General features: G+C 69.6%; 18 protein-coding genes. 11 read left to right on the top strand and 7 right to left on the bottom strand.

Annotation, left to right across the window (positions count from 1 at the left end):
• Positions 1–99 precede the first annotated feature (99 nt).
• The 4 genes from HCT63_RS10655 (at position 100) to ettA (ending at position 5,794) form a co-directional block, all read left to right on the top strand.
• Entirely contained in the window at positions 100–1,818 is a 1,719-nt protein-coding gene (locus HCT63_RS10655; protein ID WP_243842980.1) for a dynamin family protein, read from the top strand.
• Between the two features lies 1 nt (position 1,819).
• A complete protein-coding gene (locus HCT63_RS10650; RefSeq protein ID WP_167003952.1) occupies positions 1,820–3,445 on the top strand; it encodes a GTPase in 1,626 nt (541 codons plus the stop codon).
• 112 nt (positions 3,446–3,557) lie between these two features.
• Positions 3,558–4,028 (top strand): single-stranded DNA-binding protein, encoded by a 471-nt coding sequence (locus HCT63_RS10645; RefSeq protein ID WP_167003949.1) that lies wholly within the window; start codon positions 3,558–3,560, stop codon positions 4,026–4,028.
• Between the two features lie 83 nt (positions 4,029–4,111).
• Complete coding sequence (gene ettA / locus HCT63_RS10640) at positions 4,112–5,794, top strand: energy-dependent translational throttle protein EttA (RefSeq protein ID WP_167003946.1); 1,683 nt, start codon at positions 4,112–4,114, stop codon at positions 5,792–5,794.
• A gap of 76 nt (positions 5,795–5,870) precedes the next feature.
• Here ettA and HCT63_RS10635 read toward each other — a convergent pair whose 3' ends face one another.
• From HCT63_RS10635 to HCT63_RS10625, 3 genes are all read right to left on the bottom strand, one after another.
• Positions 5,871–9,659, bottom strand: a complete 3,789-nt coding sequence (locus HCT63_RS10635; RefSeq protein ID WP_167003943.1) for a glycosyl hydrolase — start codon at positions 9,657–9,659, stop codon at positions 5,871–5,873.
• Positions 9,656–12,790, bottom strand: a complete 3,135-nt coding sequence (locus tag HCT63_RS10630; RefSeq protein ID WP_167003941.1) for a glycoside hydrolase family 78 protein — start codon at positions 12,788–12,790, stop codon at positions 9,656–9,658. The genes HCT63_RS10635 and HCT63_RS10630 overlap by 4 nt, the downstream gene beginning before the upstream one ends.
• A gap of 226 nt (positions 12,791–13,016) precedes the next feature.
• On the bottom strand, positions 13,017–13,502 hold the full coding sequence (locus HCT63_RS10625; RefSeq protein ID WP_167003938.1) for a MarR family transcriptional regulator: 486 nt from the start codon (positions 13,500–13,502) through the stop codon (positions 13,017–13,019).
• Between the two features lie 146 nt (positions 13,503–13,648).
• Between HCT63_RS10625 and HCT63_RS10620 the strand changes: the two genes are divergently transcribed.
• Positions 13,649–14,185 carry a YceI family protein gene (locus tag HCT63_RS10620; RefSeq protein WP_182397098.1) on the top strand — a complete coding sequence of 179 codons (537 nt, stop codon included), beginning with the start codon at positions 13,649–13,651 and terminating at the stop codon, positions 14,183–14,185.
• 105 nt (positions 14,186–14,290) lie between these two features.
• Here HCT63_RS10620 and HCT63_RS10615 read toward each other — a convergent pair whose 3' ends face one another.
• Positions 14,291–14,872, bottom strand: coding sequence for a TetR/AcrR family transcriptional regulator (locus HCT63_RS10615; protein ID WP_167003935.1), 582 nt, complete (start codon positions 14,870–14,872; stop codon positions 14,291–14,293).
• Between the two features lie 108 nt (positions 14,873–14,980).
• Here HCT63_RS10615 and HCT63_RS10610 point away from each other — a divergent pair, with 108 nt between their 5' ends.
• The 4 genes from HCT63_RS10610 (at position 14,981) to HCT63_RS10595 (ending at position 18,980) form a co-directional block, all read left to right on the top strand.
• Positions 14,981–16,126 carry an acyl-CoA dehydrogenase family protein gene (locus HCT63_RS10610; protein ID WP_167003932.1) on the top strand — a complete coding sequence of 382 codons (1,146 nt, stop codon included), beginning with the start codon at positions 14,981–14,983 and terminating at the stop codon, positions 16,124–16,126.
• Positions 16,127–16,208: 82 nt separating this feature from the next.
• Entirely contained in the window at positions 16,209–17,432 is a 1,224-nt protein-coding gene (locus tag HCT63_RS10605) for an acetyl-CoA C-acetyltransferase (protein ID WP_167003929.1), read from the top strand.
• A complete protein-coding gene (locus tag HCT63_RS10600) occupies positions 17,429–18,196 on the top strand; it encodes an SDR family oxidoreductase (protein WP_167003926.1) in 768 nt (255 codons plus the stop codon). The genes HCT63_RS10605 and HCT63_RS10600 overlap by 4 nt, the downstream gene beginning before the upstream one ends.
• Position 18,197: 1 nt before the next feature.
• Positions 18,198–18,980, top strand: a complete 783-nt coding sequence (locus HCT63_RS10595; protein WP_167003923.1) for an SDR family oxidoreductase — start codon at positions 18,198–18,200, stop codon at positions 18,978–18,980.
• A 105-nt stretch (positions 18,981–19,085) separates the two neighbouring features.
• On the opposite strand, the gene HCT63_RS10590 is transcribed toward HCT63_RS10595, so the two are convergent.
• Genes HCT63_RS10590 through fabG form a run of 3 tightly spaced genes read right to left on the bottom strand, consistent with a single transcriptional unit; the run spans position 19,086 to position 22,111 of the window.
• On the bottom strand, positions 19,086–20,294 hold the full coding sequence (locus tag HCT63_RS10590; protein WP_167003920.1) for an acyl-CoA dehydrogenase family protein: 1,209 nt from the start codon (positions 20,292–20,294) through the stop codon (positions 19,086–19,088).
• Between the two features lie 30 nt (positions 20,295–20,324).
• Positions 20,325–21,353 (bottom strand): phosphotransferase family protein, encoded by a 1,029-nt coding sequence (locus HCT63_RS10585; protein ID WP_208322372.1) that lies wholly within the window; start codon positions 21,351–21,353, stop codon positions 20,325–20,327.
• A 2-nt stretch (positions 21,354–21,355) separates the two neighbouring features.
• Entirely contained in the window at positions 21,356–22,111 is a 756-nt protein-coding gene (gene fabG, locus HCT63_RS10580; RefSeq protein WP_167003917.1) for a 3-oxoacyl-ACP reductase FabG, read from the bottom strand.
• Between the two features lie 139 nt (positions 22,112–22,250).
• Here fabG and HCT63_RS10575 point away from each other — a divergent pair, with 139 nt between their 5' ends.
• Both HCT63_RS10575 and HCT63_RS10570 read left to right on the top strand, forming a co-directional pair.
• Positions 22,251–23,000: a hotdog domain-containing protein gene (locus HCT63_RS10575; RefSeq protein WP_167003914.1), complete on the top strand. Its 750-nt coding sequence runs from the start codon at positions 22,251–22,253 to the stop codon at positions 22,998–23,000.
• Positions 23,001–23,021: 21 nt separating this feature from the next.
• Complete coding sequence (locus tag HCT63_RS10570) at positions 23,022–23,429, top strand: globin (protein WP_167003911.1); 408 nt, start codon at positions 23,022–23,024, stop codon at positions 23,427–23,429.
• Position 23,430: the final 1 nt, after the last annotated feature.

Genomic DNA, 23,430 nt, shown 5'->3' with positions numbered 1-23,430 from the left:
ACACTGTCTCGGACATCCCGCGAGGTCACCGGTGCGTGATCCGCCCCGCTCTCCATTACTCTGAGGTCGGGCATGTCCCCCCCTTCTCCGGAGGTTCGAGTGTCGACGGATGGCTCCACTGCGACTCTGCTCGCTGCGCTGCTCAAGCTGCGCACCGAGCTGAGCGGTGCTGCCCTCGGGCTGGACATCCCCGGGGCTTCGGACGGACGTGAGGCTCAGCGGGCGCTGCTGACACAGCTCGACGACTACGTGCTGCCGCGCCTGGTGCAGCTCGACGCCCCTCTCCTGACGGTCGTCGGCGGCTCCACCGGCGCCGGCAAGTCGACCCTGGTCAACTCGCTGATCGGCCGTCGGGTCACCGAGTCGGGCGTCCTGCGGCCGACCACGCGCTCGGCCGTGCTGGTGCACAATCCGGCTGACGCCGACTGGTTCCAGCCCGACCGGATCTTGCCCGACCTGGCCCGCGCCACGACCCAGTCCCATGACACCCGCTCGCTGACGCTCGTGGCCGCGCACACGGTGCCCAAGGGTCTCGCGCTCCTCGACGCGCCCGACGTCGACTCGATCGAGACCGAGAACCGCCGCCTCGCCACCGAGCTGCTCGCGGCGGCCGACCTCTGGCTGTTCGTGACGTCGGCCGCCCGTTATGCCGACCAGGTCCCGTGGGACTACCTGCGTGAGGCGGCCGACCGCAGTGCGGCTGTGGCCATCGTCCTCGACCGCACGCCGGACACGTCGATGGGCGAGGTCCGCGGCCACCTCGCACGCATGCTGACTGCGCGCGGCCTCAAGGACTCGCCCCTGTTCACGGTGCTCGAGACCGAGGTCGACGACGACGGGCTGCTGCCCCCGAGCTCGGTCGCACCGATCCTCAACTGGCTCCACGACCTCGCTGCCGACCCGGAGGTCCGCTCCGCGATCGTCACCCAGACCCTCGACGGCGCGGTGCGCAAGATCGTGTTCGGTGCGTTCGACGTCGCCGACGCCGTGGCCGACCAGGGGTCGGTGCTGAGCGCGCTGGTCGAGGACGTCGACCGTGCCTACACCGGCGCCGAGGCGGCGTTCGCCAAGGCCGTCTCCGACGGGACGCTCATGCATGGCGAGCTGACCGCGCGTTGGCGCGACTTCGCGGGGTCGGGCGACCTCCTGCGCGGCGCCGACGACCGCATCGGCCGGATCCGTGACCGCATCGTGGATAGCGTCCGCGGCCGTCGCGCGCGTGTCGCCGAGGTCCACGAGAGCCTCGCGCACAACGTCGAGCTCCTCCTCCTGGAGCAGGCTGAGGCCGGCGCCCACGGGGCGTACCAGGCATGGGAGCAGAACCCTGCGGGCTCCGGCCTGATCGAGGGGCCGGGCCGCGAGCTCGACCGTGCGACCCGCACCCTGCGCTCGCGAGCCGAGCGGATCTCCTCCGACTGGATCGAGGCGTGCACCGAGATCGTGCGCGCCGAGGGCGGCGAGCGCCGCATGACCGCGCGGTTCCTCGCGCTGGGTACGGCAGGGTCCGCGGTGACCCTCGGCATCTGCGTCGTCAACGAGCTCGCCCCCCGCGAGGACGAGGCGAACACCGGTGCTGCGATAGCCCGCGAGCTGCTCTTCGACGTGTTCGGAGACGCGACGGCACGGCGGCTCGTCGAGCTCGCCAAGGAAGACCTTCTCCGCCGGGCGGGCGCCGTCCTGCGTGATGAGCGGCAGCGGTTCTATGACGTGATCGCACGCACTGCCGCTGCACCCGCTGCAGCCGATAGCATTCGAGCCGCTGCACGCGCAGCAGAGGACGCGCGGCACACCGACCTGATCCCCGAGGACTGGGACTGACGTGACTGACACCCCTCCCGCACCGCTGTTCAGCACGACCGGCGGTGACGTCGCCGCACGCGTCGACGGGCTCGCCCGCGCCGTGGAAGCATCTGCAGGCCGCCTCGACCCCGCACTCGTGGCGGAGGGGGCAGCGGTCGTCCAGCGCGCCAGCGCACGCCTCCGCCTCGCCAGCGACCGTACGGTCGTCGCCCTCGCTGGAGCGACCGGCTCCGGCAAGTCGTCGCTGTTCAACGCCGTCGCCGGCGTCGAGCTCTCTGCGGTCGGCGTCCGCCGTCCGACGACGTCGTGGGCGATGGCGGTCGCCTGGGGCAACGACGGCGGCCGTGCTCTGCTCGAGTGGATCGGCATCCCCGAGCGCCAGCAGATGTCGCTCGGCAGCCCGCTCGGCCTCGTCCCAGAAGACACGAACCTCGACGGGCTCGTCCTCCTGGACCTCCCTGATCACGACTCGACCGAGGTGGCGCACCACCTCGAGGTCGACCGCCTTGTGAAGTACGCCGACGTGCTGGTGTGGGTCCTCGACCCGCAGAAGTACGCCGACGCCGCCATCCACGAGCGCTACCTGCGCCCGCTCGCTCGGCACGCCGAGGTGACGATGGTCGTCCTCAACCAGATCGACAAGCTCCCGCCGGAGCAGTGGGACGGCACCCTCCAGGACGTCCGCCGACTCCTCGCCGAGGACGGTCTGGCAGGGGTCCCGGTCATCGCCGTGTCTGCCCTGCGCGGCGACGGCGTCGACGACTTCAAGCGCGCGCTGGTGCGCAGGATCCGCGACAAGCAGGCTGCTGGCCTTCGTACGGGCGCCGATGTCGAGCACCTCGCCAAGGCGTTCGAGCAGATCAGCGGCGACGCGCCGGCGCTCGGTCTGACCGACTCCGACCGTGCGCAGCTCGCGGACACCCTCGCCGACGCGGCGGGCGTCTCGGCGGTCGCTGACGCCGCCGAGAAGTCGCTCGTGTCGCGCGCGGTCTCGGCGACCACCTGGCCGCCGCTGCGCATGATCGGCCGCTCCAAGAGCACGTCGTCCGGGCCCGGTTCCGCGTTGCACGCCCTCGGTGCCGAGGGCGTCTCCGCGCGGGTCCAGCGCCCGGCCGTCGACGTCGCTGTGCGCGACGTCGCCGAGAAGGCTGCGATCGGGCTCACGCCGTCGTGGGTGCAGTCGATGCGCCGTGCCGTCGTCGTCCCCAACCGCGACCTCGCCGATGTCCTGGACGACGCGATCGCCCGTACGGGGCTGGGCATCGACAAGACGCCGACGTGGTGGTCGTTCGTCAAGCTGGTGCAGTGGGCCGCGCTCGCCGTCATGATCGCCGGCCTCCTCTGGATGCTCGCGCTCACCGGTGCCGAGCTGACCGGTTCGGCGTCCGCGCCGACGGTGGCAGGGGTGTGGCTACCTGCCTACCTGGCCGGAGGCGGCCTCGTCGTCGGACTGCTCTTGGCGCTGGTGACCACGGTCGCCGCGAAGTCCTCGGCTTCGCGACGCGCCCATGGCGCCGAGGACCGGCTGCGCGCGACGATCGCCGAGGTGACGCGTGAGCGGGTGCTCGCGCCTGTCGATCACGAGCTCGCCGCGTACGAGCAGGCTCGTCGCGGCATCGCTGCCGCGCTCGGCCGCAACGTCTGACCTTCTCCTCGTACGTCCACAGCGTCCGGCCGTCCCCAGGGCGGCCGGACGTCGTGCGTACAGGGCTCTTGGGGACCCACGCTGTGTGTGTCCCCGACGAGCAGGAGAAGTCATGAGCGACAACCAGATGACCGTGTACGGCAACCTCGGCACCCCGGTCGACTACCGGGAGAGCAAGGGCTTCGGGTGGGCGATGTTCAGGGTCGGTTCCACCCCGCGCTTCTTCGACCGCCAGCAGGGCCGCTGGCGTGACCTGGAGACGGTCTGGATCACCGTCAAGGCCAGCCGCACGCTCGCGCAGAACGTCGCCGCCTCCCTCAAGACCGGCGATCCGGTCGTGGTGATCGGACGCCTGCGCAGCCACACCTGGGAGGACAAGGACACCCGCGAGCAGCATCAGCGAGATGTCCTCGAGGCCACCGCGGTGTGCCACGACCTCAACCGCGGCACGTCGACGTTCACGCGCAACGAGCCGGCAGCAGTGCAGGAGCAGGCGTCATCAGACGGTGAGGCGGTCGCGGAGTTCGAGAGCAGCCACACCGCCCCGGCACCCGGAGCGCGTGCGGAGCCCGTCGCGGTCTGAGGCGGGCGGTCGGGGGCGGTCCGGGGGCGGTCAGGGCGTCCGATTCACGCATGCTGTGGTCGAGCGCCTAGGCTTGACCCACCATGGCTGATTACGTTTTCACCCTGCACAACGTCCGCAAGGCGCTGGGCGACAAGGTCGTTCTCGACAACGTGACGTTGTCGTTCCTGCACGGCGCCAAGATCGGCGTCGTCGGCCCGAACGGCACCGGCAAGTCGACGCTCCTCAAGCTGATGGCCGGCATGGAGCAGCCGAACAACGGCGACACCTACAAGGACCCCGACGCGACCGTCGGCATCCTCCTCCAGGAGCCGCCACTGACCGAGGGCAAGACCGTCCTCGAGAACGTCGAGGAGGCCGTCGCCGACATCAAGGGCAAGCTCGACAGGTTCAACGCGATCAGCGAAGAGCTTGCCAGCCCCGATGCCGACTACGACTCCCTGCTGGCCGAGATGGGCGAGCTCCAGACTGATCTCGGCCACGCCAACGCGTGGGACCTCGACTCGCGGCTCGAGCAGGCCATGGACGCCCTGCGGTGCCCGCCCCCGGACGCGATCGTCGACCCGCTCTCGGGCGGTGAGCGTCGCCGCGTCGCGCTGTGCAAGCTGCTCCTCCAGCAGCCCGACCTGCTGCTGCTCGACGAGCCCACCAACCACCTGGACGCCGAGAGCGTGCTGTGGCTGGAGCAGCACCTCGCGAAGTACCCCGGTGCCGTGCTCGCCGTGACCCACGATCGCTACTTCCTTGACAACGTGGCGCAGTGGATCCTCGAGCTCGACCGCGGCAAGACCCACCCGTACGAGGGCAACTACTCGACCTACCTCGACACCAAGCAGCAGCGCCTCGTCGTCGAGGGCAAGAAGGACGCCAAGCGTCAGAAGATCCTGGAGCGCGAGCTCGAGTGGGTCCGCTCCAACCCCAAGGCCCGCCAGGCCAAGAGCAAGTCCCGTCTGGCGCGCTACGAGGAACTGGCCGCCGAGGCGGAGCGTCGCCGCTCGGTCGACCTGTCGGAGATCAACATCCCGGCGGGCCCGCGCCTGGGCGACGTCGTCCTCGACGCGAAGAACCTGACCAAGGGGTTCGGCGACCGTACGCTCATCAGCGACCTCAACTTCTCGCTCCCGCGCGCCGGCATCGTCGGCATCGTCGGTCCGAACGGCGTCGGCAAGACCACGCTGTTCAAGATGATCGTGGGGGAGGAGGAGCCTGATGCGGGCAGCCTGACGGTTGGCAGCACGGTCAAGATCTCGTACGTCGACCAGTCGCGAGGCGGCATCGACCCCTCCAAGAACGTCTGGGAGGTCGTCTCCGACGGGCTCGACCACATCAAGGTCGCCAACTTCGAGATGCCCAGCCGCGCCTACGTCGCGTCGTTCGGCTTCAAGGGCCCCGACCAGCAGAAGCGCGCCGGCATCCTGTCCGGTGGTGAGCGCAACCGCCTCAACCTGGCGCTGACGCTCAAGATGGGCGGCAACCTGCTGCTGCTCGACGAGCCGACGAACGACCTGGACGTCGAGACCCTGCAGTCCTTGGAGGACGCGCTGCTCGAGTTCCCGGGCTGTGCCGTGGTGATCTCCCACGACCGGTGGTTCCTCGACCGCGTGGCGACCCACATCCTCGCGTGGGAGGGCGACGCCGACGACCAATCCAACTGGTACTGGTACGAGGGCAACTTCGCCGACTACGAGGCCAACAAGGTCGAGCGCCTCGGGCCGGACGCAGCGCGTCCGCACGCCCTGACCTACCGTCGCCTCACGCGCGACTGACGGACGGTTCAGAAACGACGGTGCCTCCCGACCAGACATCGGTCGGGAGGCACCGTCGTTCCTGCCTCGCCCTGGGTCAGCTCGGGAGGACCCTGATCGCGTCGACCACGAGGTCACCGGTGCCGGTGAGCGGATCGAGTCGCAGCTGCGTCAGCGAGGCGTCCTGACGCGGGATGACGATCCGGTAGGTCCTCGTCCCGCCCGACTCGACGGAGAACCGTCCACTGCGCGACTCGGCGAAGCCGCCGTCGGTCGTCGCCCAGAACAGCTGTCCGCCGCCCCCGGCAGTCGACGACATTTCGACCTCGACCACGGCACCGTCGGCCAGCGGGACTGACACCTGCGGTCCCACGAGGAACGGGTCGCCGCCGGTCGACGAGAACCGGAGCGCGCCACCGGACGCCGCCAGCCCCTCGATCTGGTTCGCCGCGGACCAGCCCTCCGTCTCGCCGTCGATCTCGAACTCCCACGCGGCGAAGGAGTGCACGACCGTGACGTGGACGGTGCGTGCGACGGTGCGTCCGTCCGGACCCGCCAGCGTGAGCGTCACTGGCACCGTGCCTCCGTCCGCGTCGGACGGAGGCGTGACGAGCACGTCCACGCTGGTGCGGACCTGCGTGCCGGACGACGGCTCGGTGATCTCGACGGTCGCGGGGTCGACGGTCCACCCCTCCGGAACGGCGGTGCTCAGCGTCGCGGTCAGGTCGTCGGGGGCGATCCCGCTCACTGTCGCGGTGAACCGGGCCGGCCGGCCGGGAATGACCGATGCCGAGCCAGGCTCGACAGCGAGGTCGAGCGACGTCACCTGAGTGCCCTGGGTGAGGGCGAGGTCGACGACCTTCTGCGGGCGCAGCGCCACGGGTCCGAGCAGGCCGGACGGCGCAGCGCTCCCGTCGACCGCGTTGGCTGACGCGTTGGTGACGCGCACCTCGATCACGTTCTTGCCGTCGCGCAGCAGGTCGGTGACGTCGACGGTGTACGGCGACCAGTCGACCGAACCCGCCGTACGGCCGTTGACCGTCACCTCGGCCAGCTCGCGCACGCGACCCAGGTCGAGCTGCAGCCGCCGGTCGTCCGCGCGGAACCCGTCAGGGACCGTGAACGTCTTGGTGTAGGTGCCCGATCCCGAGTAGTCGCGGTCCAGGTCCGTCCAGGACCCGAGCGGACGCGTCACCGACTGCGCGCCGTCCTGGTCGAACCGGAACTGCCAGTCACCGCCGAGGGACAGCGCCTCCAGCGGGTCGTCGACCGTCGTCACCGCCCCGTACTCGCGCCCGCGGTACTCGCCACGGGCATAGACCTCGCCCGGCCGGTCGGCCACCAGCGTCGTCCGCAGGGTGCCCTTGGTGAACGTGACGTCCTCCGCCTGGGCGTTGGTCGCCGTGAGGTGCGCGACCTTCCCCTTCGGGTGCGCCCCGGGTCGGAAGGTGACCCACCGTGCCTCGTACGGCTCCATCGTCAGCGGGACGACCGTCTGGTCGCCGTCGCGACGGAACACCGGCGCGACCTGGGTCTCCCCGGTCTCGGGGTCCCAGTTCTCGGGCGTGCCGGCGACGTCGAATCGTGCCGTCGTCCGGACCTCGTCCCCGGACAGGTTCACCACGAGGAACGCGTCGTCGGCCTTGCGCTTCACATGCCGCACACGCAGGTCCGGTGCGGCGCCGAGCGTGACGCCCGGTGTCACCCGTGCGCTGACGACCTCGGCAAGCGTGCTGCGGTCGGGCAGGTAGGCCGCGAGCCCGCCGCGACGGTGCTTCTTGGCCGAGGCGACCGGCGCTGCCGGATCGGTGCCGAACAGCGCGGTCAGACGTCGCTGGAGCGCCGCGTCACGGCCGGACGCCTCGCGTGTCGCGAGGCCGTCGACGGCAACCACGGTGCCACCGTCGGCGACCAGCCGCTCGAGGGTCCGTACGGACTCGAGCGACAGCACGGTCGTACGGGGGAGGACCACCGCCTGCCAGCGCTGCTTGTGCAGTGCCAGCTCGCCGTCGCGTACCTTCACGTCCACACCCAGGTCCTCGTCGCCGGCCAGCGCCAGCTCGTCGAGGTAGTCGAAGTCCAGCTGCGCGCGCAGCAGGTCGTTCGACGTGCCCGTCCACGAGTCGTCGACCGGCCCGAGGTCGGAACCATTGCCCGCGAACCCGCGGACGTCCCACGGCGTCCCCGTCGCCATGATCGACGAGCTCGGATAAAGCACGCCGACCGGGTTCATGGCCGTCGCGCCGCGTGCGGGCTCGGTGAGCCGGCCCACCATCTCGGCGTACTGGGAGAAACGGGGCCAGAACGTGTTCTGGAAGAACTGGCTCGGCGGGGACTCCGCCGCGCGCTCGCCGTCGGTCGAGTAGTAGAACGCGTGGTTGTCGATGAGGTCCACGCCACCTGCGGCCTCCCATGCGACGGTCCGCTTCATCTCCTCCATCGTGAGGTCCCAGCCGAACGCGCCGAACGTCTCCGCGAGGTTGCGCTTGCGGTCGAACAGGTGGGCGACCGAGGAGTTCAGCTTCGGCGTGATCGCCGAGGTGTTGAGCCCGCTGATCAGGTCCATGCCCGGCAGCTGGTAGTGCCGGCTCATCTCGAACCAGCTCCCGCCCTCGATCAGCTTGTGGCTACCGAGGTCCTCCTCCACGAGCGGGTTGGAGATCAGTGCGATGTCGTGCTCGGCCGCCCAGTCGGCGAGGGGCTTGGTGTGCGCCTCGTTGTAGCGGTCGGAGAGAGCGTCGTAGTAGTCGACGCGCGCCTTGGTCGTGGTCGCGCCGGCGTCGTACCAGATCCCGAGCAGATCCTGCGTCAGGTCGTAGCCCGCGTTGTCCGCGAGGTACGCCCGGAACCCCGGCGTCCACGGGATCGAGCCGCGTGAGTCGAGCCCGCCGCGGTTGTCCGGGAAGTTGTTGTAGAAGCCCGGCTCGTCGTTGAAGATGCCCGGGATCGTCGACCCGAAGTGGCGGCCGAAGCGCTCGTAGTACGTCTCGTGCGTGATGTCGATGAACTTCTCGGTCACGTCCGGGTTGAGCATGTCGACGTACGGCTCGTCCGGCTCGAGGTCGGGGTGGTAGTTCTCCAGCGGCCGCTGGACGAGGTGCACGAGGCACCAGTCGCCGGCAGGCGCCTTCCACGTCAGACGGCCGTCCTTGATCTGGTCGGTCAGCTCGATGGTGGACGCGCCGTCGAGGCGGACGCCGCGCGCCTCACCGTTCGTCGCGCACGCCCCGTCGCCGGACTTGCGTGCCGCCAGGGTGGCCACCAGCTCCGGCTGCGGGGTGTCGGACCCGTCGCTGCGGCCGGGAACCTCAGCGTCGTACGTCGTCCCACCGGCCACCTCGGTGGCGCTGGGGGAGAGATACCACGGGACGTACGACGGATCGGCCTCGATCGTGCGTCCGTCCACGTCGCCGCCGCGGACCGTACGGCCGCCGGCGAACCCGCTCGGCCAGTTGAGGTCGTCGTACAACCACGCCTTCATCTTGCGGCTGCGGGCCTCCTTGAGGACGAAGCCGACCTTGTCGAAGTAGTCGGTCGACAGGTAGTACGTGTTCTCGGTCTTGCCGAACTCGCCGCCGAGGCCCTGGCGCGGGTGGATGAAGAACTCCTCCACGCCGTTGTCCTGCATCTCGTCGAGCTGGCGCTCGAGCTCGGCCTCGGTCAGCTTGCCGTTCCAGAACCAGAACGCGTGCGGCCGACTCGTGGACGGCGGGTCGGCGAACGCCGCCGGGTCGAGACGACCGGTGGCGTCGTCCCAGGCGGGTGAGCTGGGTGTGCGGTCGGTCGCGCTCGACGCGCTGGTCAGCCCGAGGGTCAGCGCGACGACCGCGAGAGCGGCAGCCGCCGTGCGCGTGCGACGGCGCCAGGCCGTGGATCGCCGGGTCATGCGTCCTCCTTCACGGTGAAGCGGTAGGTGCCAGAGCCCAGCTCGGCGACGACGGCGTCGCCCTCGACGCGGACGTCGCTGACGCCGGCGGCCTTCGTGACGGGCCGGCCGCTCTCGGTCACCGCGCGGACGCGCGAGCCCGGGATGGTGACGGTGGCGGTGGTGTTGACCGGCACCGTCACCGTCATCGTCAGGCGGCCGTTCTTGCGCGCCCACTGCGAGCGGATCTCGCCGTACCCGGACTCGAACCGCGCGTCGGCGTGGTCGAGCCCGCCGCCAGGCTGCGGGGCGACCGTGAAGTGCCGGTAGCCGGGCTGCTCGGGATCGGGCGCGATGCCGCCGATCGTCTGGTACATCCAGTTGCCGACCGCGCCGTAGGCGTAGTGGTTGAAGGAGTTCATGCTGACGTCGCCGAAGCTGCCGTCAGGCATGATCGAGTTCCAGCGCTCCCAGATCGTCGTGGCGCCGTTCTCGACCTCGTAGCCCCACGACGGGTAGGTCTTCTGGTTGATCAGCTTGTACGCCACGTCGGTGTGGCCGGTCTTGGTGAGCACCGGGAGCAGGTCCGGCGTGCCGAGGAAGCCGGTCGCCAGGTGCCAGTCGTGCCGCTCCAGGTTGGCGACCAGGCGGTCGGCGGCGTCGTCGACGAGCGCGTCCGGGACCAGCCCGAAGGACAGGGCGAGGACGTAGCCGGCCTGGGCGTCACCCGGGAGCGCACCGTCGTCACCGACGTACCGCTCGATGAACGCGTCCCGCACCTCGGCGGCCAGATCGGCATAGCGGTCGGCGTCGGCGTCCTTGCCGATCGCGTCGGCCATCTGGGACAGGAGTGCGGTGACGTGCGCGAAGTACGCGGTGCCGATCAGGTCGCGCGGCGTGTTGTCGTCGAGGTTCAGCCAGTCGCCGTACCCGGCATCCGGGCGGATGAGGTCGTCGCTGTTCTTCTCGAGGTAGTCGATCCACGCCGTCATCGAGGCGTAGCTCTCCTCGATCACGGCGGTGTCGCCGTACGTCTGCCAGACGGTGTACGGCACGGTGACCGCCGCGTCGCCCCAGCCGGCGTTGCCGGCGCCGACCACAGGCACGTACGGGACGACGTCCGTGACTGCGCCGTCGGGACGCTGCGCGTCTCGCAGGTCCTGCAGCCACTTGTCGCCGAGGAACGTGGAGACGTCCATGTTGAACGCGGCCGTCGGGGCGAACACGTTGATGTCGCCGGTCCAGCCCATCCGCTCGTCGCGCTGCGGGCAGTCGGTGGGCACGCTCAGGAAGTTGCCGCGCTGCGACCACACGATGTTGCTCTGGAGCTGGTTGAGCATCGGGTCGGACGTCTCGAAGTGACCGGTCAGCGGTGCGTCGGTGCCGAGCACCTTGCCGACCAGGTCACGCTTGCTCGGCTTGTCGGACAGCCCGGTGATCTCGACGTAGCGGAAGCCGTGGAACGTGTAGCGGGGCTCGTACGCCTCGACGCGGTCGCCGCGGGCCGTGTAGTAGTCGATGACCCGGGCACTGCGCATGTTCTCCGTGTAGAGCGTCCCGTCGGGATTGATCTCCTCGCCGTAGCGCAGGCGGACCTTCTGTCCTTCGGCGAGGCCACGCAGGGTGAGTGCGACCGTGCCGACCATGTTCTGACCGAGGTCGAGGACGTACGCGCCGGATGTCGGCTCGGTGATCTTCTGGACGGGCATCTCCTGCGTGACGGTGACCGGGGGAGCGGACTGGGCGACGAGTGCGGTCTCGACGTCGGTCTTCTCGACGACCGGGGCCCAGGAGCGGTCGTCGAACCCGGTGCGGGTCCAGCCAGGCGTCTCGAGGCGGGCGTCGTACTCCTCGCCGTCAAGGATGTCCGCGTGGGTGACCGGGCCGGCGGTGCTCTTCCACGAAGTGTCGGAGACGACGCGCTCAGTCGTCCCGTCGGTATAGGTGATCTCGAGCTGGCTGAGCAGACCAGGCAGCTTGCCGTACAGGTTCGGGCCGTAGATCGCGATCTTGCCGGCGTACCAGCCGGTCGAGAGGCGCGCGCCGAGCGCGTTCGCGCCCTGCTTCACCAGCGCCGTGACGTCATAGGTCTGGTAGGGCGTGCGCTTGGCGTAGTCGGTCCAGCCCGGGGCCCAACGGTCCTCGGAGACCTCGCGGCCGTTGAGCTGGAGGTCGTAGATGCCGAGCGCCGTCGAGTACAGCCGCGCCGACTTCACGCGCTTGTCCGCGGTGAACGTCGTACGGAGCTGCGAGGTGAGCTCGGCCTTGGCCTCGGTCGTCGGGTTCCAGCGGATGGTCCGGTCACCGGTCGCCGGTGCGCCGTCCGCAAAGGCCTGGCCCTCGGTGAAGACGTCGTCGGTGTGGCTCCACCACCCCGCCTGGCCTTCGAGCTGGGACATCTCGAGGTAGTAGTCGCCGGGCTCCGCGGGGCTCTCGAGCTCGAGCTCGGCCCAGCTGTTGTCGGCGTGGTCGACGAACCGGTGCTCGGCGACGGCCTCGCCATCGGGCCCGCCGCGGCGCAGGGTGAGGGTGAAGTCTGAGTCGGACGTGCCCCAGGTCGGGAAGCTTCCGCCGATGCGGTCGAACGGACGGTCCGTGGTGACGGACTGGCCGAGGGTCTTGCCCGTACGGAGTGCGGCGGGGGAGTTCTGCTGCGAGTTCGAGGTCGGCAGCGGGAGGTCGGTGTCGTGCGCGATCCACTGCGCGGACCAGTCCGAGGCGTCCAGGAGGCCGGTCTCGAACCACGTCGGCGAGCTCCAGCGCCCGGCGTGGCCGGTGACGTCCCATGCCATCACCTTCCAGTGATAGCGCGTACGGGACTCGAGCTGCGGGCCGCCGTACCGGACCTGCTGCGACTCGGACGAGTCGACCTTGCCCGAGTCCCAGACGTCGCCCTTGCCGCGGGCGAGGAGGGCCGGGCTCGAGGCGACCAGGACGCGGTACGCGGACTGCGACTGCGCGCGCTCGTGCGCGGTCAGCTGCCATCCGAAGGCGGGGAGTCGTTCACCGACCCCGAGGGGCCGGGTCTGGTGGTCGGTCGCGAGGGCGTGGGGGCGGACCTCGCCCGGCGGCGAGGCCTGGGCGGGTGCGAGCGGGAGGAGGAAGGTGGCGGTCGTGAGTGCGACCGCGAGCTTGAACAGACGTGTGTTCATCGAGCGGGATCCCTTCGGCGCGTGTGCATAGACGAAGCAGAGCCGGGCGGTTGAATCGTTTCACTGTGACCTTCGCAACATATGTGTGCAGAGGTCAACCATCACGTCCGGTTTCGGCCACGCGCCCGGGTGGACGTACGACCCGACAAAAGGACCCGACGTTAGCCCCCCATATGCGGGGTGAAACGTCGGGTCCTGATGTCGGGTCGTACGTCGAAGAGGGTGCCTAGAAGCGCGAGCCTCCGAGATCGGTGAGGATGCGCTCGAAGACCCGCCCGACCACGGCGAACTCCTCGTCGGTCGTGTTGTCGAGGAGGTAGCGGCGCACGCCGCCGACATGGGTGTGGGCAGCCTCGCGCAGCCGCTCCATGCCGGCCTCCGTGAGCTGGGCGTTGACGCCGCGCCCGTCGGAGGCGCACGAGCGGCGCTCGACGAGACCGGCGCGCTCGAGGCGGGCGACGGTGTGCGTGATGCGGCTCCGGGAGTGGGCGACCTTGTCGGCGACCTCGGCCATCCGGAGCGTCCAGTCGTCGGCCTCGGAGAGGCGGACGAGGATCTCGTACTCGGGCATCGAGAGGTCGTGCTCGCGTCGCAGATCGCGGTCGAGCTGGTCGAAGAACACCGTCGAGCCGCCCAGGAACGACCGCCAGAGCGCCTGCTGACGGTCGTCGAGCCAGCGTGTCTCGGGGGAAGCCTGCGTGGTCGAGGTCATGAGCAGAAGTGTACCCAGGGAATAGTTGTGGATTCAATTAGTTGTGGATACAGTGAGGCTCGTTGGTTTAAACCGCAACAACTTACGGGGATGCCGACACCTCGACCACAAGGATCCCGCACGACACCCGAAGGGCACACATCGACATGGCACAGATCACCGCAGGCACCTGGAACTTCGATCCCACGCACACGGAGATCGGGTTCACCGTCCGCCACCTCATGAGCAAGGTGCGTGGCAAGTTCGAGAAGTTCGAGGGCAGCATCACCACCGCGCCCGAGATCACCGAGTCGACTGCCACCGCGACGATCGACCTGAGCTCGATCAACACCGGCACTCCTGATCGCGACGCGCACCTGCGTTCGGCCGACTTCTTCTCAGTCGAGAACCACCCCACCATGACGTTCACCTCGACCGGTGTCGTCGAGAAGTCCGACACCGAGTTCGTCGTGACCGGCGACCTCACCATCAAGGACGTGACGCGCTCGGTCGAGCTCGCGGTCGAGTTCCTCGGCGAGGGCAAGGACCCGTGGGGCGGCACCCGTGTGGGTGTCGAGGCCACGACGGTGATCAGCCGCAAGGACTTCGGCATCGACTTCAACATCCCGCTCGAGGGTGACAAGGTCATGATCGGCGACAAGATCAGCATCGCCATCACCGGTGAGGCCGTCCTCGCCCAGTGACCTCGTCGACGCGCTGACATCGGCGCGTACGAGACGCTTACGCGGCCGTCCTGGAGTCCCGCCGGCTTCAGGGCGGCCGTTCGCCTGTCTGGTGGAGCCCTTCGGTCAGGCCGTACGGGCGCCGACCGCGCGCAGCGCCAGCTCGGCGTACAGGCGTGCGACGGAGTCGGGGGTGCGGGGTCCGTCCGGCTGGTACCAGCGGACGAGGTCGATCGCCATCGAGATCAGCGCCAGCGCGGTGCCGGGCACGTCGTCGACCTCGAAGACCCCCTTGTCGACGCCCTCGGCGACGGCGTCGCGATAGATGCGCTCGATGTCGCGCCGGTAGCCCGCGACCTCGCGACGGTGCTCCGGGGACAGTGCTGAGAACTCGTACTGGACGACGCGGGCCTTGCGGCTGTGCACGGCGTGCCACTTGGTGAACTCGTACTGCATCTCGGCCAGGCGCTCGACCGGGTCGGCGGTCGAGGCGTAGGCGATGGCGAGCATGTCACGCGTCGAGCGGTGGCCGTCCGAGCTGATCTCGTACAGCAGCTCCTCTTTCGAGGCGTGGTGCACGTAGAGCGCGGCGGGGCTCATGCCGGCCCGCGTGGAGATGTCGCGGGTGGTCGTGGCGTGGAAGCCGCGGTCGGCGAAGGCCTCGACGGCGGCGTCCATCAACCGCTGACGGGCGGGTACCTCGGTCATGGGCCTCTCCTGCACGACGAACCAGCGGAGGGTGGGGACCCTCCTCCACGCTAAGCGAGCGCTTAGTACACTCTAGGTGATCGCGACCTGTCACCCGGAGGCACTCCCATGAAGCGAGCCATCTTCGACGAGGACCACGAGGCGTTCCGTGCGTCCGTCGCCGCGTTCGTCGAGCGTAGCGTGCTGCCGCACGTCGAGCAGTACGCCGACAACAAGGGTCTCCCACGTGCGTACTGGCTCGAGGCCGGCAAGCAGGGGCTGCTCGGGCTCGAGGTTCCCGAGGCGTTCGGCGGGGCCGGCGCGCAGGACTTCCGCTTCAACGCGGTGCTCGCCGAGGAGCTGTCGAAGGTCAACGCCGCGCTGCCGTCGTGCACCGGCATCCACTCCGACATCGTCGCCCCGTACCTCATCGAGTTGACCACGGATGAGCAGAAGGAGCGCTGGCTCCCCAGGTTCGTGACCGGCGAGCTGCTCACCGCGATCGCGATGACCGAGCCGTCGGGCGGGTCCGACCTTGCCGCCCTCAAGACCACCGCCGTGCGCGACGGCGACGAGTGGGTCATCAACGGCTCCAAGACCTTCATCACCAACGGCTGGTCGGCCGACCTCGTGGTCGTCGCCGCCCGTACGAGCCCCGAGAAGGGCGCCAAGGGCATCACGCTCTTCGCGGTCGAGACCGGCATGGATGGCTTCACCCGCGGCCGCAAGCTCGACAAGGTCGGCCAGAGCGAGTCTGACACTGCCGAGCTGTTCTTCTCCGACGTCCGGGTCAGTGACGCGCAGGTCATCGGCGAGGTCGACCGCGGCTTCATCGCGATGATGGAGCGCCTCCCACAGGAGCGGCTGACGTGCGCCGTCTCCAACGTCGCCCACGCCAAGCAGATCCTGCTCGAGACGATCGCGTACGCGAAGGAGCGGCACGCGTTCGCGCAGCCGATCGGGTCCTTCCAGCACAACAAGTTCCTCTTCGCCGAGCTCGTCACCCGGATCGAGTCGGTGGAGGCGTACGTCGATGCGGCCGTGCTCGCCCACACCCGGCGCGAGCTCACCGCGATCGACGCAGCCAAGGTGAAGTGGCTGTCCTCCCAGGTCCAAAACGAGGTGCTGGACCACTGCGTCCAGCTGCACGGCGGGTACGGGTTCATGAACGAGTACCGCGTCGCCCGTGCCTGGCGCGACGCCCGCGTGACCAAGATCTGGGCCGGCTCCAACGAGATCATGAAGGAGCTCATCGGTCGCGACCTCGGTCTCTGACCCTGTCGGAGCAGCCGCTCACCACGCCACACTTTCTCGGGACCTCGCCGCCAGTCCGCTCGTCGAACCAGAAGGAAAGCTCATGACAGAAGCCGTCATCGTCTCCACCGCGCGATCGCCCATCGGTCGCGCGTTCAAGGGCTCGCTCAAGGACATGCGCCCGGACGACCTCTCTGCTCAGATGGTGCGCGCCGCTCTCGACAAGGTGCCCGAGCTGGACCCGCGCGACATCAACGACCTCATCCTCGGCTGCGGTCTGCCCGGCGGTGAGCAGGGCATGAACATGGGCCGTGTCGTGTCGGTCCTGCTCGGCTACGACTTCCTCCCCGGGACGACCGTGACCCGCTACTGCTCGTCGAGCCTGCAGACCACGCGCATGGCGTTCCACGCGATCAAGGCCGGTGAGGGCGACGCCTACATCTCCGCCGGCGTCGAGACGGTCAGCCGCTTCGTCAAGGGCAACAGCGACGCGATCCCCGGCCAGGAGATCACCAACCCGGTCTTCACCGACGCCATGCAGCGGACCGAGTCCCTCGCGCAGGGCGGGCAGAAGTGGGCCGACCCGCGCCAGGACGACCACCTCCCTGACGTCTACATCGCGATGGGCCAGACCGCGGAGAACGTCGCGCAGGTGCTCGGCATGAGCCGCGAGGAGCAGGATCGCTTTGCCGTCCGCAGCCAGAACCTCGCCGAGCAGCGCATCAACGAGGGCTTCTGGGCGCGTGAGATCACGCCCGTCACGCTCGCCGACGGCACGCAGGTCACCGCCGACGACGGCCCGCGCGCGGGCACCACGTACGAGGCCGTTTCGCAGCTCAAGCCGGTCTTCCGCCCTGACGGCACCGTCACCGCCGGCAACGCGTGCCCGCTCAACGACGGCGCGGCCGCGCTCGTCATCATGAGCGACCAGAAGGCCAAGGACCTCGGCCTGACCCCGCTCGCACGCATCGTGTCGACCGGCGTGACCGGCCTGTCGCCCGAGATCATGGGCCTCGGTCCGGTCGAGGCGATCCCGCAGGCGCTCAAGCACGCGGGCATGTCGCTCGGCGACATCGACCTGTTCGAGATCAACGAGGCGTTCGCCGTGCAGTCGCTCGGCTCCGCGCAGCAGCTCGGCATCCCCGAGGACAAGCTCAACGTGAACGGCGGCGCGATCGCCGTCGGTCACCCGTTCGGCATGACCGGCGCCCGCATCACCGCGACGCTGATCAACTCGCTGCAGTGGCACGACAAGCAGTTCGGTGTCGAATCGATGTGCGTGGGCGGCGGCATGGGCATGGCCATGGTCATCGAGCGTCTCTCGTGACCGGCGGCGGCGCGAAGCGGTTCGAGGGCCGCACCGCGATCATCACCGGCGCGAGCCGCGGCATCGGCCTCGGCATCGCCCAGCGCCTCGTCGACGAAGGGGCCCGCGTCTGCATCACGGCCCGCAACGACGAGGCGCTCCAGGAGGCCGTGGTCCACCTCGGCGGCCCGGAGGTCGCGATCGGCGTCGCGGGCAAGGGCGACGACCCTGACCACCAGGACGAGGCGGTCGCACGGACGGTCGAGGCGTTCGGGTCCGTCGACCACCTGGTCAACAACACGGGGATCAACCCTGTGTACGGCCGGATGATCGACATCGACCTCGCGGCGGCGCACAAGATCTTCGCCGTCAACGTCCTCAGCGCGCTCGCGTGGACCCAGAAGGTGTTCCACACCTGGATGGACGAGCACGGCGGCACCGTCGTCAACCTCGCGTCGGTGGCCGGCATCAAGCCCGCGCCCGGCATCGGGTTCTACGGGGCCAGCAAGGCGATGCTCATCCACGTCACCGAGGAGCTCGCGGTCGAGCTCGGCCCGTCGGTGCGAGTCAACGCCGTCGCACCGGCGGTGGTCAAGACGAAGTTCGCCACGGCGCTGTACGAGGGGCGCGAGGAAGAGGTCGCGTCGGCGTACCCGATGAAGCGTCTCGGCGTCCCCGACGACATCGCCTCCGTGGTCGCGTTCCTGCTGTCGGACGACTCCGGCTGGCTCACCGGCCAGAACATCGTCGTCGACGGCGGGCTCACGCTCACCGGCGGAGTCTGACGTGCTCCCCGATCGCGCGGGCGTCGTCGTCACCGGCGGAGGCAACGGGATCGGACGTGCGATCGCGCACCGGCTGAACGCAGCCGGTGCGCGTGTCGTCGTCAACGACCTCGACCCGGAGGCGGCCGCGCAGGTCGCCAACGAGGTCGGCGGTCTGGCCGTCCCCGGTGACGCCGCCACCGAGGAGGGCGTCCGCGCCCTGGTGGACGCCGCGCGGGCCCACCTCGGGGCGATCGACGTGTACTTCGCCAACGCGGGCATCGCGCGCGGCGACGCGGAGACGGCGTCGGACGCCGACTTCGAGGCGTCGTGGCAGGTCAACGTGATGGCCCACGTCCGGGCGGCGCGGGCGCTGTTGCCCGAGTGGCTCGAGCGAGGGGAGGGGCGGTTCGTCGCGACCGCCTCGGCGGCAGGGCTGCTGATGATGCTCGGCTCGGCCCCATACACGCTGTCCAAGCACGCCGCCGTCGCTCACGCCGAGTGGCTGTCGGCCACGTACCGGCACCGCGGCGTCGTCGTGCAGGCGCTCTGCCCCCAGGGCGTCCGTACGGCGATGCTCGACGACACCGGCCCGGCCGGCGACGTCACGCTCAAGGATGCGGCGATCACGCCGGAGCAAGCGGCCGAGGTCGTGTACGACGCGCTGCAGGACGATCGGTTCCTGATCCTGCCGCACCCGGAGGTGGCCGACTACGCCCGTGCGAAGGCTGCCGACCCGGACCGGTGGCTCGGCGGCATGAACCGGCTCCAGCGGCGCATCGAGGACCTCCGCGCCGACTTCTGACGCCGGGTCACTTCCTAGCAATGCCGGGTCGCTCTTTGGCAGCTCCGGGTCACTTTCAGTGACCCGAGGTCGCCAAAGAGCGACCCGGCGTCGTTGGGGGAAGCGTCAGAGGTGCTTGCGCAGCTCGGCCTTGGCGAGGGAGTTCTTATGGACCTCGTCTGGGCCGTCGGCGAAGCGGAGCGTACGGACGCCCGCGAACGACGCGGCGAGCGGGAAGTCCTGCGAGAGGCCACCCGCACCGTGGGCCTGGATCGCCTTGTCGAGAATCCACTCGACCGTACGGGGGGTCGCGATCTTGATCGCCTGGATCTCCGAGTGCGCACCCTTGTTGCCGACGGTATCCATCAGCCAGGCCGTCTTGAGGGTCAGCAGGCGCAGCTGCTCAACCTTGACCCGCGACTCCGCGATCCAGTCGCGGATGACGCCCTGTTCGGCCAGCGGCTTGCCGAATGCGACGCGCTCGTTGACGCGCTTGCACATGAGCTCGATCGCACGCTCGGCGATGCCGATCGAGCGCATGCAGTGGTGGATGCGGCCCGGGCCGAGACGCGCTTGCGCGATCGCGAACCCGTCGCCCTCGCCGGCGATGAGGTTCGATGCCGGCACGCGGACGTCGGTGAACTCGATCTCGGCGTGGCCTCCGTGGTCGCGGTCGTCGTAGCCGAGCACGTGCATGCCGCGCTTGACGTTCACACCCGGGGTGTCACGCGGGACGAGGATCTGCGACTGCTGGCGGTGCCGTGCTGCCGTCGGGTCGGTCTTGCCCATGACGATGAAGATCTTGGCGGCGGGGTTCATCGCGCCGGTGATCCACCACTTGCGCCCGTTGATCACGTAGTCGTCGCCGTCGCGCACGATCGACGTGGCGATGTTGGTCGCGTCCGACGAGGCGACGTCGGGCTCGGTCATCGCGAACGACGACCGGATCTCGCCGGTGAGCAGCGGCTCGAGCCACTGCTTCTTCTGCTCTTCGGTGCCGAAGTCGTGCAGCACCTCCATGTTGCCCGTGTCGGGTGCGGCGCAGTTGAGCGCGACGGGGGCGATCGCGCCGCTGCGTCCGGTGATCTCGGCCAGCGGGGCGTACTGGAGGTTGGTGAGGCCTGCACCCTCCTTGCCAGGAAGGAAGAGGTTCCACAGCCCCTGCCGCTTCGCCTCCTCCTTGAGGCTCTCGATCATCGGCGGCGGACCCCAGCGTTCCGGGTTCGCGTCGATGTCGGCGTGAAAGGCCTCCTCGGCGGGATAGACGTGCTCGTCCATGAACGCGAGGAGCGTGGCGCGCAGCTCCTCCGTACGGGCGTCGAGTGCGAAGTCCATCGGTGCTCCTTCTGGCGGGGGGAGGGAGGATCAGCGGTGCGCGGCGTCGAGACCGAGGGCGATCAGCGGCTCGGTGACGTCGCCGATCCGGTCGAAGCCCTCACCCACGGTCTGCCCCTGGGTGTAGCGGTAGTGGATGCCCTCGGTGATGATCGCGAGCTTGTAGAACCCGAGCGCGAGGTGGAAACCCATCGAGGAGACGTCGCGTCCGCTGCGGGTCGAGTAGCGCTCGAGCACCTCGTCGACCGACGGGTAGCCCGACGCGCGGGTGGCGTCCGAGACAGCGCTCGCACCGGGGGTGCGTCCCATCTCCTGATAGACGATCGACAGCGCGATGTCCGACAGCGGGTCGCCGAGCGTCGCCATCTCCCAGTCGAGGACGGCCGTGATGCGGTCGCCGCCGGACGGCGTCGTGTCCACGAGGGCGTTGTCGAGCCGGAAGTCGCCATGCACGATCGCCGCGTCGGAGTGCGAGGGGACGTGGGCGGCGAGGTAGTCGTGCAGCGCGTCGTACCCGGCGAGCTCGCGGCTCTTGGACGCCTCGGCCTGCTTGGTCCAGCGCCGGACCTGGCGCTCGAGGTAGCCCTCGGCGCGTCCGAAGTCGCTGAGCCCGACCGACGCCGGGTCGACGGCGTGCAGGTCGGCGAGGGTGTCGATGAGGCGACCGGCGATGGTGGCGGTCCGCTCCGCGCCGAGCTCCTCGAGCTCGGCGGCACGTCGCATCGCACGACCCTCGGCCTTGCCCATCACGTAGAACGGCGCGCCGATGACCTCGGTGTCCTGGCACAGCGCGAAGACCTCGGGGACCGGTACGTCGGTCGGCGCGAGCGCCTCGATGACGGTGTGCTCGCGCGCCATGTCGTGGGCGGTCGCAAGGACGTGGCCGAGCGGCGGGCGGCGGACGATGAGGTGCGTCGTGCCGTCGGTCACGTCGTATGTGAGGTTCGAGCGGCCGCCGGGGATGACCTCCCCGGTGAGCGCGCCCGCGACGAGGCCGGGCGCCTCCTTGTCGAGGTAGGTGCCCAGCCGGTCGAGGTCCAGACCAGGGAGGTCGGCCATGGTCAGTCCCTCGGTCCGCCGGCGACGTAGATGACCTGGCCGGACACGAAACCGGACTCCTCGCTGGTGAGGAACGACGCCGTCGCCGCGATGTCCTCGGGCTGTCCGACGCGGGCGACCGGGATCTGCTGGGCGCTGAACTTCTTGAAGTCCTCGTAATCGACGCCCAGGCGCGCGGCCGTCTCGGCGGTCATCTCGGTCTCGATGAATCCTGGGGCGATCGCGTTGGCGGTGACGCCGAACTTGCCGAGCTCGATGGCGAGGGTCTTGGTGAAGCCCTGCATGCCCGCCTTGGCGGCCGAGTAGTTGGCCTGCCCGCGGTTGCCCAGCGCCGAGGTCGACGAGAGGTTGACGATGCGTCCGAACTTGGCCTCGACCATGAACTGCTGGGCGGCGCGGGCCATGAGAAAGGCGCCACGCAGGTGCACGTTCATGACCGAGTCCCAGTCGGAGACCGACATCTTGAACAGCATGTTGTCGCGGATGATGCCCGCGTTGTTGACGAGGATCGTCGGGCCACCGAGCTCGGCGACGATGCGCTCGAAGGCGCCGGCGACCGCCTGCTCGTCCGACACGTCTGCACCGACCGCGAGGGCCTTGCCCCCGGCTGCGGTGATCGCGTCGACGGTCGCGGCGCAGGAGGCCTCGTCGAGGTCGATCACCGCGACGGCGTGCCCGTCGGCGGCGAGTCGCTTGGCGACGGCGGCACCGATCCCGCGGGCCGCGCCAGTGACAATGGCAGTTCGCTGCTGGCTCACACGTACTCCTCGTTGCTTCTGCTGGTGCTCACGACCACGGGCTAAGCGATCGCTTAGCAACGTACCGCATTCGTCGTGAGCAAGGACACAGGGGAGCCGGGTGCGCGAGCGCCCTCGCCATCTCTGCCACGATCGATGCGTGCGACACCTCTTTGCCTGCGACCTCCGCTGGGCCGACATGGACGCGTTCGGGCACGTCAACAACGTCACGTACGCCGACTACCTGCGTGAAGCCCGCCTCGCGGCCGCCGAGGCCGAGGGTGCGCGTCCGGCACGCGTCCTGGCACTCGAGATCGACTACCGCGCTCCGCTCGTCTTCCGGCCCGAGCCTGCGCTCGTGGAGACGACGATGAACGCCGACGGCGTGCTGGTGCAGGAGATCGCCGACCGTCACGAGGACGGCGGCCGCACCGTCTATGCGCGGGGGAGGACGACGCTCGTACCCGACGGCGCAGTGCCGCTCGTGCGCCCCGATCCGTCGCTCACGGGCCGCCTTCCTGTGACCGTACGGGCGCGCGACCTCGGCAGCGACGGGTACGTCGACGAGGTCGCGACGCTCGAGCTCCTCCAGGAGGCCCGGGTCGCGTACGCCGACGCCATCGGGGCCCGCGACGAGCCCTGGGTGGTCGGGCGCAGTGAGACCACCTTCCTCCGCCCCTTCGGACGGCGGTCCTCGTGCGCGGTGCACGCCGGCATCGGCCGTCTCGGGACCTCGTCGTTCGTGATCCTCACCGAGCTCGTCGACGAGGCGCCGGACAGTGGCGGCGAGCCGGTCGTCGTGGCGAGCGGACACAACGTCATGGTCGGGTTCGACCCGCAGACTCAGCAGTCCCGCCCGCTCACCGCTCACGAACGCGCTCATCTGGAGCCTCACGTCGTCGCCGGTTGAGCCGACCGGGAGAATGGACGCGTGAGCCAGGACCAGGCGGAGCAGCAGCAGACCTTCTACGACGCGATCGGCGGGTACGACACGATCGCGTCGATCGTCGCGGCCTTCTACGAAGGGGTCGCCGAGGACCCGGTGCTCCGGCCGATGTATCCGGAGGAGGACCTTGGCCCGGCTGAGGAGCGGTTCACGCTGTTCCTCGTCCAGTACTGGGGCGGGCCGACGACCTACTCCGAGCGTCGCGGCCACCCGCGTCTGCGCATGCGGCACGCGCCGTTCGCCGTCACCCCGACGGCGGCCGAGCACTGGCTGCGGCACTTCCGCGCGGCGCTCGACCGCGTGGCCCTGTCGCCCGAGCACGACCGTGAGTTCTGGGCGTACGTCACCCATGCGGCTCAGTTCATGATCAACACGCCCGAGGACCTCGGCTAGC

The organism is Mumia sp. ZJ430 (genome assembly GCF_011751845.1).
Lineage (GTDB): Bacteria > Actinomycetota > Actinomycetes > Propionibacteriales > Nocardioidaceae > Mumia.
This window is presented reverse-complemented; position numbering and strand designations above follow the sequence as displayed.

Coding starts and splice junctions, on each gene's coding strand:
- HCT63_RS10645 (WP_167003949.1), top strand. CDS start 3,558: ATGAGCGACAACCAGATGACCGTGTACGGCAACCTCGGCACCCCGGTC.
- ettA (WP_167003946.1), top strand. CDS start 4,112: ATGGCTGATTACGTTTTCACCCTGCACAACGTCCGCAAGGCGCTGGGC.
- HCT63_RS10635 (WP_167003943.1), bottom strand. CDS start 9,659: ATGACCCGGCGATCCACGGCCTGGCGCCGTCGCACGCGCACGGCGGCT.
- HCT63_RS10630 (WP_167003941.1), bottom strand. CDS start 12,790: ATGAACACACGTCTGTTCAAGCTCGCGGTCGCACTCACGACCGCCACC.
- HCT63_RS10625 (WP_167003938.1), bottom strand. CDS start 13,502: ATGACCTCGACCACGCAGGCTTCCCCCGAGACACGCTGGCTCGACGAC.
- HCT63_RS10620 (WP_182397098.1), top strand. CDS start 13,649: ATGGCACAGATCACCGCAGGCACCTGGAACTTCGATCCCACGCACACG.
- HCT63_RS10615 (WP_167003935.1), bottom strand. CDS start 14,872: ATGACCGAGGTACCCGCCCGTCAGCGGTTGATGGACGCCGCCGTCGAG.
- HCT63_RS10610 (WP_167003932.1), top strand. CDS start 14,981: ATGAAGCGAGCCATCTTCGACGAGGACCACGAGGCGTTCCGTGCGTCC.
- HCT63_RS10605 (WP_167003929.1), top strand. CDS start 16,209: ATGACAGAAGCCGTCATCGTCTCCACCGCGCGATCGCCCATCGGTCGC.
- HCT63_RS10590 (WP_167003920.1), bottom strand. CDS start 20,294: ATGGACTTCGCACTCGACGCCCGTACGGAGGAGCTGCGCGCCACGCTC.
- HCT63_RS10585 (WP_208322372.1), bottom strand. CDS start 21,353: ATGGCCGACCTCCCTGGTCTGGACCTCGACCGGCTGGGCACCTACCTC.